Source organism: Arthrobacter sp. Cza30, assembly GCF_059090765.1.
On record NZ_JBNHGA010000005.1, the window covers coordinates 496,793 to 509,583 of the forward strand.

General features: G+C 62.4%; 14 protein-coding genes and 1 pseudogene. 11 read left to right on the top strand and 4 right to left on the bottom strand.

The window, feature by feature from the left end:
• The first annotated feature begins 82 nt into the window (after nucleotides 1-82).
• The 4 genes from AC5RVZ_RS19510 to AC5RVZ_RS19525 all read left to right on the top strand — a co-directional run bounded on the left by AC5RVZ_RS19510 (nucleotide 83) and on the right by AC5RVZ_RS19525 (nucleotide 4,669).
• Nucleotides 83-880: a CPBP family intramembrane glutamic endopeptidase gene (locus tag AC5RVZ_RS19510; protein WP_494067376.1), complete on the top strand. Its 798-nt coding sequence runs from the start codon at nucleotides 83-85 to the stop codon at nucleotides 878-880.
• Between the two features lie 801 nt (nucleotides 881-1,681).
• The gene (locus AC5RVZ_RS19515; RefSeq protein ID WP_494067377.1) at nucleotides 1,682-2,083 is read left to right on the top strand and encodes an NUDIX domain-containing protein; all 402 of its coding nucleotides are present in this window, start codon (nucleotides 1,682-1,684) and stop codon (nucleotides 2,081-2,083) included.
• Between the two features lie 366 nt (nucleotides 2,084-2,449).
• Nucleotides 2,450-3,046, top strand: a complete 597-nt coding sequence (locus AC5RVZ_RS19520) for a hypothetical protein (RefSeq protein ID WP_494067378.1) — start codon at nucleotides 2,450-2,452, stop codon at nucleotides 3,044-3,046.
• A 138-nt stretch (nucleotides 3,047-3,184) separates the two neighbouring features.
• Entirely contained in the window at nucleotides 3,185-4,669 is a 1,485-nt protein-coding gene (locus AC5RVZ_RS19525; RefSeq protein WP_494067379.1) for a M16 family metallopeptidase, read from the top strand.
• Nucleotides 4,670-4,756: 87 nt separating this feature from the next.
• On the opposite strand, the gene AC5RVZ_RS19530 is transcribed toward AC5RVZ_RS19525, so the two are convergent.
• Nucleotides 4,757-5,398: a DUF4240 domain-containing protein gene (locus tag AC5RVZ_RS19530; protein WP_494067380.1), complete on the bottom strand. Its 642-nt coding sequence runs from the start codon at nucleotides 5,396-5,398 to the stop codon at nucleotides 4,757-4,759.
• 213 nt (nucleotides 5,399-5,611) lie between these two features.
• Nucleotides 5,612-6,271, bottom strand: coding sequence for a Type 1 glutamine amidotransferase-like domain-containing protein (locus AC5RVZ_RS19535; RefSeq protein ID WP_494067381.1), 660 nt, complete (start codon nucleotides 6,269-6,271; stop codon nucleotides 5,612-5,614).
• Between the two features lie 259 nt (nucleotides 6,272-6,530).
• Here AC5RVZ_RS19535 and AC5RVZ_RS19540 point away from each other — a divergent pair, with 259 nt between their 5' ends.
• From AC5RVZ_RS19540 to AC5RVZ_RS19550, 3 genes are read left to right on the top strand one after another with little or no spacing between them, the layout of a single operon-like run.
• The gene (locus AC5RVZ_RS19540; protein WP_494067382.1) at nucleotides 6,531-7,223 is read left to right on the top strand and encodes a histidine phosphatase family protein; all 693 of its coding nucleotides are present in this window, start codon (nucleotides 6,531-6,533) and stop codon (nucleotides 7,221-7,223) included.
• Nucleotides 7,224-7,246: 23 nt separating this feature from the next.
• On the top strand, nucleotides 7,247-7,798 hold the full coding sequence (locus tag AC5RVZ_RS19545) for a DUF3090 domain-containing protein (RefSeq protein WP_494067383.1): 552 nt from the start codon (nucleotides 7,247-7,249) through the stop codon (nucleotides 7,796-7,798).
• Nucleotides 7,798-8,565: an SCO1664 family protein gene (locus AC5RVZ_RS19550; RefSeq protein ID WP_494067384.1), complete on the top strand. Its 768-nt coding sequence runs from the start codon at nucleotides 7,798-7,800 to the stop codon at nucleotides 8,563-8,565. Before AC5RVZ_RS19545 ends, AC5RVZ_RS19550 begins: the two co-directional genes overlap by 1 nt.
• Nucleotides 8,566-8,818: 253 nt before the next feature.
• On the opposite strand, the pseudogene AC5RVZ_RS19555 reads toward AC5RVZ_RS19550, so the two are convergent.
• Nucleotides 8,819-9,175: pseudogene (locus AC5RVZ_RS19555) on the bottom strand (zinc ribbon domain-containing protein YjdM).
• Between the two features lie 25 nt (nucleotides 9,176-9,200).
• Between AC5RVZ_RS19555 and AC5RVZ_RS19560 the strand changes: the two are divergent.
• The gene (locus tag AC5RVZ_RS19560; RefSeq protein ID WP_494067385.1) at nucleotides 9,201-9,335 is read left to right on the top strand and encodes a hypothetical protein; all 135 of its coding nucleotides are present in this window, start codon (nucleotides 9,201-9,203) and stop codon (nucleotides 9,333-9,335) included.
• Nucleotides 9,336-9,508: 173 nt separating this feature from the next.
• On the opposite strand, the gene AC5RVZ_RS19565 is transcribed toward AC5RVZ_RS19560, so the two are convergent.
• Nucleotides 9,509-10,798 carry an AI-2E family transporter gene (locus tag AC5RVZ_RS19565; RefSeq protein ID WP_494067386.1) on the bottom strand — a complete coding sequence of 430 codons (1,290 nt, stop codon included), beginning with the start codon at nucleotides 10,796-10,798 and terminating at the stop codon, nucleotides 9,509-9,511.
• Nucleotides 10,799-11,949: 1,151 nt separating this feature from the next.
• Between AC5RVZ_RS19565 and AC5RVZ_RS19570 the strand changes: the two genes are divergently transcribed.
• The 3 genes from AC5RVZ_RS19570 (at nucleotide 11,950) to AC5RVZ_RS19580 (ending at nucleotide 12,595) form a co-directional block, all read left to right on the top strand.
• The gene (locus AC5RVZ_RS19570; RefSeq protein ID WP_494049631.1) at nucleotides 11,950-12,102 is read left to right on the top strand and encodes a type II toxin-antitoxin system Phd/YefM family antitoxin; all 153 of its coding nucleotides are present in this window, start codon (nucleotides 11,950-11,952) and stop codon (nucleotides 12,100-12,102) included.
• A 100-nt stretch (nucleotides 12,103-12,202) separates the two neighbouring features.
• The gene (locus AC5RVZ_RS19575) at nucleotides 12,203-12,334 is read left to right on the top strand and encodes a hypothetical protein (protein WP_494067387.1); all 132 of its coding nucleotides are present in this window, start codon (nucleotides 12,203-12,205) and stop codon (nucleotides 12,332-12,334) included.
• Between the two features lie 21 nt (nucleotides 12,335-12,355).
• A complete protein-coding gene (locus AC5RVZ_RS19580; RefSeq protein WP_494067388.1) occupies nucleotides 12,356-12,595 on the top strand; it encodes a hypothetical protein in 240 nt (79 codons plus the stop codon).
• Nucleotides 12,596-12,791: the final 196 nt, after the last annotated feature.

Sequence of the window (12,791 nt, forward strand, 5' to 3'; positions counted from 1 at the left end):
TTCTTCGAGAGCCGAACCGCCGCCCTCTCGCCGCGGAGGCCATGCGCGACGCCTGATCGCCCGGCATCCGGTAACTGCTTTCGTGGTCATTGCGATCGGGCTGACGTGGGCAGCGCAGGTGCTATCGATCGTTGTGCTGGGCAATGTTTTGCCGGGGCTCCTGGCAGAGCTGCTGATCCTGCCGGGTACTGCGGTCCTGGTTACCGGAGCTTGGGGCGGCAGGAAGGCCGTCCGGGACCTTTTTCGGCAGGTTGTCCGCTGGCGGGTAGGCGTCGGCTGGTATATCGCCGCCCTGCTCGCCATACCCGTGCTGACCCTGTTGATCGCCGCGGCAACCGGGTCTTTTCGGCAACCGGAAGCCGGATGGGCCGCTGAAACGGGCAACTATTTCCTCAATACCATCCTCGTCGGGGCTGTTCTGGCGAATATTTGGGAGGAACTGGCCTGGACCGCCGTGGTACAGCACCGGCTGATGGAACGGTGGGGCCTGATCGCCGGCTCGCTGCTGACAGCCGTACCCTTTGCCCTGATCCATCTCCCCCTCGCCTTCGCGGATAAGGGCTTCACCGGGACGCCCGTCCGGGAGGTGCTTTTCAATTGGGCGGTCTTGTTCCTCTTCGCCCCGATTTTCAGGCTCCTGGCGGGCATGGTGTATCTGGGCACGGGCGGAAGCATCCTCATCGTCGGCCTCCTTCACGGATCCTTCAACGCCTCCGCCTCGGATAAGCTCAAGGCGTTCGAGGGAGAGTGGCAGCAGATCGCGGCCGCGGCCGTGCTGACCGTCGTGCTGGCGCTCTACCAACAGAGCGGGGCACGCGCTAAGGGCCGCCGAACACGATCCCGACCGGATCGTTACGAAGCAACCCCAGACGACACCTGAGCTGGATTGGTGCAGCGGCTGGGGTCTTTGAACCAGCAGTGTTTGTCGTCATTTCTTGGTACCGGGACGCCTTCGCGGGACACGGCCAGGGATCAGCGGTCGATGGAGGCCATGTTGGCTTCATCATGGCGTTCGCCTGCGGCAGACCGCAGGTTGTTCAGCCGCTCCAGCTGGTCTCCGGTGAGTTCGATGCAGCCGGCAGCGGTGTTCTCCTCGACCCGGAAGACCCGGCGGGTGCCCGGGATCGGGGCGACGTCGTGCCCACGGGTCAGCAGCCTGGCCTCCGACCGAACTCTCCAGATGCTCGTGTTCTCCGCGGAACCAGGCTCCGCGTCCCACGACGGACTGCGGCTGCTGGCTAACTGGGCAGCTACAAAACAGCGTCGAGCCGCCAGTCAACGACGAATCAGCCACCAACCACATCCCCGGAAACTGAAGTTGCAATCCTAAAGAATCCCGTCACAAGCGAAGGCTGAAGCCGCGGCTTCGGTACGCCCGAACTCTGATCCTTGGAGCCAGGGCCGCACGGCAGCCCGCGGGGAAGGTTCTCTCTGGTGCCGCGATCGGTATCGGCGCGACAGGCGCGCTCGGTGTCCTGGTGTATACCTAGTGACGTTCCAGATCATGCCTCTGCTCCAGTGAGAGTCCGTCTGGGTGGTTTCCGGAAGGTGACCAAGACAAAGTCCTCATGGCCCTGCCACTGCCCCAAACCGCCGCAAGGTCCGTCAACGCCCGCTGAACGTTCACGTTTCGGGTACCAGACGTGTCACCCACGGGCGGGGCCGTTCGTAAACTCGTCTTATGGGTGAATCTCTGGTGCACTACGTGTCATGTGGCGTGCTAACACGCGCAGGCCGAGTGTTTCTCGTGCATCGATCACCGTCGAAGGGACGGTATCCCAATGTCTGGGACTTCCCGGGAGGTCACCTTGAGCCAGGCGAGAATAGCCGTCAAGCGCTTGTGCGTGAGCTTCGAGAAGAGTTGGGTATAGAAATCACTCTGCCTGTTGGGAATCCGCTACTGACCCGCGAAGATGCCGAGATATTCCAGGAAATATGGAGGGTTGACGTTTGGGAAGGTGAGATTATCAATGCTGCACCCGATGAACACGACACCTTCGGATGGTTCAGTTTGGATGAGGCAATATCTTTGGACCTTGTTGATGACCGGTATCCAGAACTTTTCGCTCAGGTGCTGACCTGATTCTGCCGGGGAATTATTCCAGCTGCGGACACGGCTGTCTTGTCGGGTCAAAAACGCGTCTGCGGTGTGGTCCTTATCTTCCAGAGACAGCATGGACAGCTGCGAAGCCGACCGTCGGTCCCATGCCAGGGCACTGATGCGAAGTGGCGATGCCATCATTTCGCGCCATAATCATTGTCAGGCTATTGTAGGAAGTTATTGTTTCGCAACGCCCTCACTCCAACCTTCTATAGGATTCCGCGCCTAGAGTGAGGTAGGTCGCTGTGGCAGCACAAACAGATCCCCTGCGATCCTTTTCCTTCCGGACATAGTCGCGGGAAAGGGCGCACGAATCACTATTCCTACGTTGCGAGGGGAAGCAATCTAATGATCAAGCTGACTTCTTCTTTGGGTTTGGTAGGTGTCCTCACTAGTTCCCTCATGCTGATGTCCTGTGGCAAACCAGCCGGTTCTTCAGGTCCGGCGATAATGGCAATGCCGTCGGCGTCAGAGGAGACCCGAAAGCCACTGACCATGCAGTCCAAGGAACTCATGGCCGAGTACCAGAAGGCAGCGTCCGAGTTCCCTGAAGCACTTCCCGGCGGCGTCAGCTTCCCTAACACTCTGCCTCCCCTATACATGGAGGATAACTACGTAGCACCAGCTGGCGTTGGTGAAGGCGTCGCTGCCTTCTATTGGTTGTGCGCGTGGCAGGATGAGTACTTGACCGCCGAGGCAGCGGGCGACGAAGCGGCAGCCGACGCAGCCTTTCACAGACTGACGTCCGATTGGGAGGACCTTCCGTATTACCGGAAGCACGTCGAAGACCCGGACGAAGTTTGGCGCAAGGAAATAGTTGGTCCGGCCAAGCTTGGCAATGACAGGCCCCTCAAAGGGTACTTCAATACTTCCTGCTCGTTCTATAAGGAGCACAACCCCGGCTGGGATCTGGGATGGGCGGGCGCCACGCCTCCGCAAGAATAAGTATTTCCTCACGAAGGGACCTGGCTACTAAGGCCGAGCAATAGCATGTCTCGTACCATTCCGAAGGCCAGCTATCGCGGTAACAGCTGAGTGCCGTCTGCCTGATGTAAGGATCTAAAGCGCTGGGAGAATTCGTTTATGATGCAGACGGTCAATAGCACCGAACACAACGGCATTCAGTCCTATTGGCTCGATAAGCCGGGGCTGTGTACGGGCGTGCTGGTGTTCGGCCTTGGATTACGTGATGAACCAGCTCCTTTGGCCGGTATCACGCATCTGGTCGAACATCTCGTCCTGCGCCAGGTGCAACCGGTTACGGTGCAGCACGGGGGCACGGTTGATACGAACACGACCGAGTTCCATGCTTCCGGAAAGCCCGAGGCCGTTGCCGCTTTCCTCAATGCCCTCGCCGAAGTCATCAGGAACTTCTCTACGCTGTCGGAGAAGGACCTCATTCTGGAGAAGGCCATTATCCAGGCAGAGAACCCGCGCAGTTTCCACCAGGTGTCGGCGGGGCTGCTGACCTACCGATTCGGCCCGCGCGGGCCAGGGATTGGCCAGTTCGGTGCACCCGGAACCATCGGGATCAGCATGGATGAGACCATCGATTGGGTCAAGAGATGGTTCACGTGGGCCAACGCCGCGCTGACTTTCACCGGACCCATCCCAGATTCCCTGGACGTCCGGCTTCCACCCGGCGTGCCTGTAGTCAGAGACCAGCCGGCCCCGGTCATCACCGCGCCAACCTTGGTCAAATCGCTAAAGGCCGGCGTCGCCCTGTCGCTGGTCGTTCCCCGCCGCGACGCCGGGCTTCTCGCCGAGGCACTGGCCTATGAGCTGAATAGACGGTTGCGTCTTGACCGCGGCCTGATCTACTCCATCGAGAAAATCACAACTGTGCTCGATGGCGGGTCCCTCCAGCTTGAGCTTGTGCTGGACCCGATCGAGGAAAACACCGGTCAGACGCTCAACGAAAGCGTCGAGGCCCTCCGCGCTATTGCCGCGTCCGGCTTCAGCCAGGCCGCCATCGACTGCGCCCGCCAGGCGTACGAGGCGGAGAACGCCTGGGATGACACGGTCCCGGTGAGCTATCTGGACCAGGTGGCCCACGACGGCTTCTTCGGGAGAACCACCCCTGCCCGGCAGGAGCTGCTCGACCGTGCAACGAGCATGACTTCGGCTGACCTGACAGCGATGTTGAAAACCAGCCTGCAGTCCCTCATCGTCGCCGTCGACCGCGACGTGAAACTCCGAAAGAAAGACACCAGAAATCTCGGACTGGCGGTCGATCCATATGAAATATGGCAGGCCGACTACGGGGAACCCCGGCAAGCCGACACTACAGGCACGGAGAACAGGGAATGGCGCAGCAAGACCACGAGGACCCGCCTGCAGCTCACCGACACCCACCTCGTCAAACATCGGTCAGGCAGCTCCAAGGCCATCAAGCTCGCCGACGTCGCCCTCGTCGGGGACCGCAGCTGCGGCTGCATCGCGCTGATGGACTGCCGGGGACGAAGCACCGACCTCGACGTCAGTCAATGGAAAAACAGCAATAACCTTCGTACTGTCCTGCTACAAGCCTTTCCACCGATGATCGTCCGTCGCTTCCCCGAAGAGTGACAGTCCAAGGCACCGTCGCCGCGGCGAATCCGCGACCCGCAGGCGCGGGAGCGCTTCACTCAGGGAGCCTGGACCGGCGTAGCCAGGTCATTCCAGCGGCAGCGGTGTCAGCTCCGGGAACATGGCATCGACGTCGGGCTCCTTCCATCGTTTGCCTGCGGGTTCGTCGACGTCGAAGACGCCGGGATGGTCCGGGTAGTCGTCCCAGATTTTCCTCCCGGTGAGGTGCGTGTAGGTGTCGGAGGCGACGTAGGAGAGAAGTTCGGCCTCGGCCACCTCTTCCTGGTCGGTCAGGCGTCCGTCTGCCAGCGCAGACGGGTTATCCCGGACAGCCTCGTAGTAGTCCGGGCCCTGGGCGACGACCCAGCTGCGGAAATCCGTGAAGCAGTCGTCACCGCAGAGTGTCAACAGCACGAAGGCCGCGCCCCAGAGATCCCAGGAATACAGCCCCTGGTTGTGGCGGACGAACTCAGCGTCGAACGCGGCGACTTCGTCGGCGGAAAGCTCCGACAGGCATTCTTTCAGCTCGGTCGCCTGCCTCTGGATGCTTCCGTCCGAGGCCGCGCGCGTTCTTTCGATAATGTCCCAGAAGCCGCCGTCCTCGATGCTGGCGACGCCGCCGCAGGGTGCTGGCGCCGCCACCTCCTCACCGGGGCCGCAGCCGGCAATTGCGAAGACGGCCACCAGCAGCGGCAGCGTCCAGGTTTTCGCCCTCATGCCGCGGTGCATCTCTTCAGTGACAGGTACTGATTCCTCTTCGATGCCACAGCTTCCCGTAGGGTGGCCGAATCCGTTTTGTCGGTCATGCCCGCATGATTTCACGTCCCGGCGCCGATTCCCTGCAACAACCTGTGGGTCCCCTCGGTCTCCCCCCAACAAACCATTTGCAATGCCCGGCCACGTCCTATACAGCCACGCGGCGTCACACATGCCGGGCACCCATCACACGAACCTCTTCCACTGTCCTTCGGAAACCACCTCGACGGAGCCGTCGACGACCTTGATCGCTGTCTGTTCGTCGATGGCGTAGGCAGGGACACCTATGTCGGCGGCCCACCGCTCTGCGTGGGTCAGGGTGTTGCTCGGGAAAGCGTTCAGGTGCGGAAAGATTGAAAAATCCACCACCCCCAGAGTCCGGTCATCCGGAGCGGACGGCCACTCGACGAAGTATTCTCCGATCCGCGGCGTCATCACCATGCTTCCGGCACTCACCCCCACCCACACCGTGTCGGGAAGTGACGGGAGCAGCTCGGCCACTCCGGACTCCCGCATCCAATGGGACAGGTAGGTCGCGTCGCCGCCGTCGACCAAGAGCACGTCGGTCTCCCGAAGCCACGGGACCCACCGATCCGCGCCAATGGTGGGCAGCGCAGTGAGCTCGAGAACGCCGAGCGACGCCCAGCCCAAGCCGGACAAATGACGGAAGTCGTGTTCGGCGGCCAGGAGGTTCCGCACCGATGCCGGTCCGCACATCGGGTGACCCCACTGCGCTGTCGGGACGATCAGGGCGCGGCACTGGGACACCGGCTTGTCGAGAAGCTGCACGAGCGCAGAGTGAATGCTCGGGTTCGTCACGCCGCCTGAGGTAAGCAAAAGTTTCAACGTGCCTCCAGAGTCCCCGCGTGGATGGTGGATGCGTCCGAAGCCGTGGGAACAGGCTGGAACTCACCGACAGATCCGGTAAGCACGCCCGTCTGCTGCTCGGCCTTTCAATAGGTACACAACCAGTCAAACTTTGTCCACAGTTCGACGTGGACGCAGACCTCAGGTTGGTCTGTCCCTTTATGAATGCTTTATTTGTTTGTTCGACGCGCGACCTGCGCGGTTCACGCCGCCATCGAGCGGGTGGTTAGCTGGGTGGATGGCGACAGTTATTCTCGTGCGGCACGGCCGCACCACAGCCAATGCCACGGGACTGCTGGCCGGTCGGGCCGACGGCGTCTGCCTGGACCAGATCGGGCGCGATCAGGCGGCCCTGACCGGAGACCGTCTCGCGGCCGTGCCAGTAGCCGGGGTGGTGTCGAGCCCTATGGAGCGTTGTCGGCAGACCGCCCGGTTCATCCTCGATCGCCAGGCCGGCTCGCCGTACGCGCCGATCGATCTCGATCTCACCGAGTGTGATTACGGCGAGTGGCAGGGCCGGAAGCTCAGTGATCTCGCGACCGAGGATTTGTGGCCGGTCGTGCAGTCGCAACCGTCCGCCGTCGTTTTTCCCGGCGGTGAATCCCTGGCCGCGATGCAGGCACGGTCGGTGGCAGCGATTCGACGCCACGATGCAGCCTTTGAGGCCGAGTACGGGCCAGGGGCCGTGTGGGTTGCGGTCAGTCACGGTGACATCATCAAGTCAATCCTCGCCGACGCGCTCGGCATGCACCTTGACCTGTTCCAGCGTATCAACGTGGGCCCAGCGTCCGTATCGATCGTTCACTACGGCGCTAGTCGGCCAAGCGTCTACGCGACCAACACCGACGCCGGTGATCTCTCGTGGCTGGCGGACGGCATCGGCTCTGCCGAAGCACCGGTGGGCGGCGGTGCGGGGCAAAAGGCGCCATGAACCTCATGACCTAAGATTGTGAGATGCCTACACGTGTTCACGAGTTCGCCTGGCCTGATCGGGTCGTCGTTGGCACCATTGGCCTTCCGGGGGCGCGGACGTTCTATCTCCAGGTGCGTTCGGGGACGCAGATCGTGAGCGTTGCCCTGGAGAAGCAGCAGTCGGCCCTGCTCGCGGAGAAGATCGACGAAATTCTCGACCAGCTCATCACCGTGGAGGGCAACCCCTTCAGCGTTCCCACGAGTACTCCCATTGAACTTGTCGACGATGACCAACTCGAGGCCGTTCAGGAGCAGTTTCGCACCGGCTCCATGAGCTTAGGCTGGGACCCGACGACGGCCCAGGTCGTCATCGAGGCCTACCCCATCACCGACGCCGATGCCGACGACGACGAATCGCCTGATGAGGGCGACGCTGAGGCGGCCGAAATGCTGCTGGTGCGAATGCCGGTCGGCACCGCCCGCGCATTCGCCAAGCGCACCCGCGAGGTCGTGGCCGCCGGACGTCCGACGTGCCCGCTTTGCGGTTACCCCATAGACGCCGACGGGCACATTTGCCCCCTTCCCGAGGCCTGATGCCAGCGCCGGACCTGGTGACCGCCGAACTGGAGCTCACCGGCCGCATCACGACGGCTTCAAACGCGACATTTTTGGGCAGCATCGGCGACGTGGTGGTCGTCTATAAGCCGATAGCAGGCGAAAGTCCGCTGTGGGATTTTCCCCACGGCACCCTGGCCCACCGGGAGGTGGCCGCCTACCTGGTCTCGCAGGCCTTCGGCTGGGACGTCGTGCCGCACACCTGGCTCCGCGATGGTCCACTGGGCGAAGGAATGGTGCAGCTCTGGCAGGAGCAAGACTCCGCCCAAAGCGCCGTGAACCTGGTCGCCGCTGACCGGGTGCCGGAGACGGGCTGGAAACACGTTCTCAAGGGTCGTGACGAGAGCGGACAGATGGTCGCCCTCGTTCACGAAGACTCGCCGGCGCTCAGACGCATGGCGGTTTTCGACATCGTCGTCAACAACGCCGACCGCAAAGGCGACCACATTCTTGCCATGACGGGCGGACACCGGCACGGCGTGGACCATGGGCTCACCTTTCACCGTGACCACAAGCTGCGCACGGTGCTGTGGGGATGGTTGGGAGACGCTCTGACCGCCGAGGAGCGCGACGGCATAGATCGTGTCAGCGAGGGACTGCACGGTGGGCTGGGCCGAAACCTGGCGGAGTTGCTCAGCGCCGAAGAAATCGCTTCGCTCGCGGAGCGCTGCGCCCGGTTGCGCTTGGCAGAGCGGTTTCCGGCTCCGAGCGGTGAGATGTCTGCGGTGCCCTGGCCGCTGTTCTAAGGGGATTGGGGCTACGGGCTTCGCGGGCTGTGCGACGTTGAGCCGTCCTCTGGGCCTGACCTGTGCGACCGACCTCATCGGCGGTTTCCAAGCCTGGGCAGTACTGCGCAAGCAGTCCGACTAAATATCTTGCCCGCGCTGGAGCCATCGAGGATACGAAATCTCAGGACGACTTCATCCCTGCGTGTCAGGGTGTCGTACCGTGAACAGGCTCGTCAACGACGAAACCCCTTACCCACTGGATGGCCGCGCGTCAGAGGATCTTCTTCACCACGCTGGACTTCAGTTGCATCCGCCCACACCCGGGAACTGTCGAATTCATGTCGTGATCGCCCACGCCGTCCTACATGAGTCGGATGCCACGCACCTTCGTGCCGACCTTCACGACACCGCCACCGGCGCCCTTGACCTTAACGTCCTTGGCGATTGTGACCGTGTCACCATCGGCTAGCACATTGCCCACGGCATCCTTGACCGAAGCGGCCTCGGGCGTGGTCTCGGCCGAGTCTTTTGACAATTCGTGGCCGCACATCGGGCACACCAGCAAGGGGCCCTGCTCGTAGGTGAACGCCTCGTGGCACTCCGGGCAAGCCGGCAGACCGTCAGACATTGAAGCGGAATTCAACCCACCTTCCGTGTCGGAGATATTCGAGGTGGTGGAGCTGATTGTCCGCCGCCTGCTGCCGCTGGCCGCCGACGGACTGGCCGATCTTCGTGTGGGCCCGGATCTGATCGACAGGTACATGGAGATCCTGCGCGCCCGCGCCTAGACGGAACAAAACGGCGCCAGCTGGCAGATCAAGACCCTGCGGCTGTTTGTAGGAGGCGGGCTGGACCGTCCGGCAGCGCAGGCCGAGATGACGCGGCAGAATTCGCACAACATGCATACCAACGGGGCGGTGCACACCTGGCCGCTGGAGGGTGCGGCGGGTTAGGTCTGCGGTTAGCCCTGCGCGCCTGCCACGGTTGCCTTGGCTTCCGGCCGGCTGCTGTTAGAACCGTCTACCTCTGCTTCCCCTTCCGGTTGGACGGGGAAGACTACGTCCCGCAGATAACGCAGCACCACAATTCCCACCGCTGTTGTTGGTACCGATAGGAAAGCTCCGACGATGCCGAACAGGGTGCCGCCGACTGTTACCGAGGCCAGCACCACGGCCGGGTGGATCTTCAGCTTAGTTCCCACCAGGAACGGCTGCAGCAGGTTGCTCTCCAGTTGCTGGACCACAATCACCACGCCGAGCACGATCAGGGCCGTGACCCAGCCGTGGGAGATCAGCGCGATCAGGGCGGCGAGCAAACCTGTTGCCACCGCACCGACGACCGGGATGAAGGCCGCGATAAAGATCAGGATGGTCAGCGGCAAGGCGAGCGGAATGCCCAGGATGAAAAGGGCGGCGCCGATGAAGACAGCATCGACCAGGGCGACGGCGGCCTGCGCCGCGATGTAGCCGGACAGAGTCTGCCAGGCCCGGGAGGTCACGGCGGCGGCGTGCACGTAGACCTTGGCGTCCGTCCATCGGCTGGTCCAAGCGAGGAAGCGGTCGCCGTCTTTGAGGCAGAAGAACGTGAAGACCAGGACCAGCACAAAGATGATGGTGCCCGAAGTGATGGCCCCCAGTCCGGTGGTGATCCCGGAGGCGATGTCTCCGGCGTGCTCGCGGATCTGGGATACCGCGCTGTCCACCAGGGAATTCAGGTCCGCGTTTTCAAGATTGAACGGTGGCCCGGCCAGGAACTGGGTGATCTGCCCGAGGTTTTCGCGTGCCTTCCCGGCCAGCCCCGCGGTTCCCGAGGCCAGCGACGGAATTACCAGTATCAGCACTCCGACGACGGCAGCCAGCGCAGCGAGCACGGTGACAAAGGCCGCCAGCGCCTTGGGCATGAGGCGGCGGGCCAGGCGGTTCACCGGCCACAGGATGCTGGCCAGCAGCAGGGCCAGGATCGTCGGGAAAACCACCGACCACAGCGAACGGACCAGCCACCAGGCCAGCACTAAACCGATAGCGATGACAACGGCCCGTCCAGTCCACAGAGCCGTGCGGTCAACGCCGGCGGCGAAAATCCCGCGCGGTTCCTGCGGCTTCACTCCGGGTCCGGTGGCGGATTCCACCGCCTCGGGATCAGCCTTGAGAGTGCTCGACACCGAGCGAGCGGTCGATGCCTGACGCTTCGGAATAAATCGCATGCTTCCTATCCTGCCCCACTTGGGCAACTGATCCCGCGCCCACACCACACGAAGACCCCGGTATTAGCTAACCTCTGCTTCGCCGCGACAGAGCCGCGACGGGACGTTGGCGTAGCGAACCTCGACCCGCCGGATTCTTTTTTCGGGAACAGGCGCTCGGGCCGGGGTCGAGGGTTCCCTTTTGGGTTATTGCTGGCGACGTCCATGCCGCAGATTCAACTTGGCAGGCATCGTGCGTGGACCGTTCCGATGTGCAGGTCTGGGTTACTGGACGGATGGCGCCTACGCGGGCCCGTGGTCTGGCGTCCGCTGCCGTCCAGATAATCGTCGAAACGGCAGGTGACGCACTTGGGCTGCACCGGGGTGCTGTGGAAGGCGGCTGCCGGCAGATCGGGATGGCTCCGCGGTACTTGAAGATTGCCGGGAAATGGCATGACCACAACCTACGGGGTGCGTCTCCGGGACTGGCTAGTGCTGTCCCTCTTAGGTAGCGCGCGCCGCCGCAGGAGCACCGGCATGGCGACAATAAAGAAAAGGATGTACAGCCATGCGGGGATTAACCGCGCCCAGACGGGGGCGGATACGAGGATCAGAATCAGATTCGCCACTGTCAGCCCGAGTAGACAGATCGCAAGCGGGCCCACCACAGGGGGTCCGGCTTCCATGTCGCCATGCCCCGAGCCTAAACCTGAGGAGGAGGGAGTGGTACCTCCTTCGGCCGGCTATGGTCCCGTCCGCCTGCATAGCCATCGCGAAAGCGTGCGGGCACTCCCTACAGCACAGGAAACCATGATGACACCGAGGACAATTGCGGCATGCCGAGCAGCCTTCGCCTCGACTGCTGCGCCTGGCCGCTAAGAACACGTGTTCTTAGCGGCTATCGCAAAAGGTCCGAGGGAGATCAGGAACTACACATTGAATCTAAATTCAACCACGTTCCGTAACCGAATAACCTCTGGCGCGGGCATAGGCAAGTCTTCATGTGGCTAATGTTCCGCTCGCTCCCCACGGAGTTCGTCGAACTTTCCGCTTCGCGATATGAATTACCAATCCGATGCTTGTCCAGAACCTAACAAAGGCCAACCAGTAGCATTTCTGTACGAACAGGAGGCGGGTGTGGCCGTCACAGCGAGCGAAGCCCGGCGCAACCTTGACAGTTTCATTGACGAGTCCACCTCGACCGCACCGCAGTAGAGATTGTGTCAAAGCGTGGGTCCGCGGTCTTGACGTCGAAAGCCGAGTACGACTCGTTGATGGAAACAAGCTACCTGCTGGCGTCGCCCAGGAACGCGCACCGTCTCATGTCGGCTCTGGAATCCGCCCGCGCGGCCGATACCGAGCGCAGGCGATGACCCAGTTAGGCCATGGTTCACGATTCCCGGCCCTGAGTGCGGATTGACTGAAGCCCTTTGGTTCCGGGATTGATACTAGGCCGACACTAGACTCCGGAGTATGAGCAATCCGCAGACTTTCCCTGATGCCTCGTCAGACTCACCCACACAACCGGTTTCGACCCGGCCGCGCGCTGACGTGACCACGCGGGTGGCATTCGCGTGCGCGCTGGTCGCGGTCGTGTTCACCTGATTCACCACATTCGCCGCGCCCTTGGCCGCGCAGCAGGCGGCGGCCCGTGGGGACTACGGCAACCTTTTCACGTTCTGGACCATCGCCTGGGGCATTGTGCTCGTCCTCGATCTCTTAGCCCTTGTCCTTGGAACCAGAGGCGCACGGCAGCCCACAGGGAAGGTGCTCTCAGGTGCCGCGATCGGTATCGGCGCGACAGGCGTGCTCGGTGTCCTGGTGTACAACCTCGTGACATTCCAAGTCATGCCCTTCATCAGCTGAGAGCAGGCCCAGTCTCCAACGGTCTCGACGCGTCCGACATGCGGTTCTCGGCGCGGGCCAACAGTCCAACAGGTGGGCGGCTCCATGGCAATAAAGCCGGAGACTTACGTGGCCGGCTCGACCATTTGAAATCTACGGTCGCCGCAATCACCTTGACTACACGCGGCGGGGCGCACTCGATGCCATCTCGCCCCAG

Excerpts from the sequence above, each read along its gene's own strand:
- AC5RVZ_RS19515 (WP_494067377.1), top strand. The coding sequence starts at position 1,682 with ATGGGTGAATCTCTGGTGCACTACGTGTCATGTGGCGTGCTAACACGC.
- AC5RVZ_RS19520 (WP_494067378.1), top strand. The coding sequence starts at position 2,450 with ATGATCAAGCTGACTTCTTCTTTGGGTTTGGTAGGTGTCCTCACTAGT.
- AC5RVZ_RS19525 (WP_494067379.1), top strand. The coding sequence starts at position 3,185 with ATGATGCAGACGGTCAATAGCACCGAACACAACGGCATTCAGTCCTAT.
- AC5RVZ_RS19530 (WP_494067380.1), bottom strand. The coding sequence starts at position 5,398 with ATGCACCGCGGCATGAGGGCGAAAACCTGGACGCTGCCGCTGCTGGTG.
- AC5RVZ_RS19540 (WP_494067382.1), top strand. The coding sequence starts at position 6,531 with ATGGCGACAGTTATTCTCGTGCGGCACGGCCGCACCACAGCCAATGCC.
- AC5RVZ_RS19545 (WP_494067383.1), top strand. The coding sequence starts at position 7,247 with ATGCCTACACGTGTTCACGAGTTCGCCTGGCCTGATCGGGTCGTCGTT.
- AC5RVZ_RS19550 (WP_494067384.1), top strand. The coding sequence starts at position 7,798 with ATGCCAGCGCCGGACCTGGTGACCGCCGAACTGGAGCTCACCGGCCGC.
- AC5RVZ_RS19575 (WP_494067387.1), top strand. The coding sequence starts at position 12,203 with ATGAGCAATCCGCAGACTTTCCCTGATGCCTCGTCAGACTCACCCACA.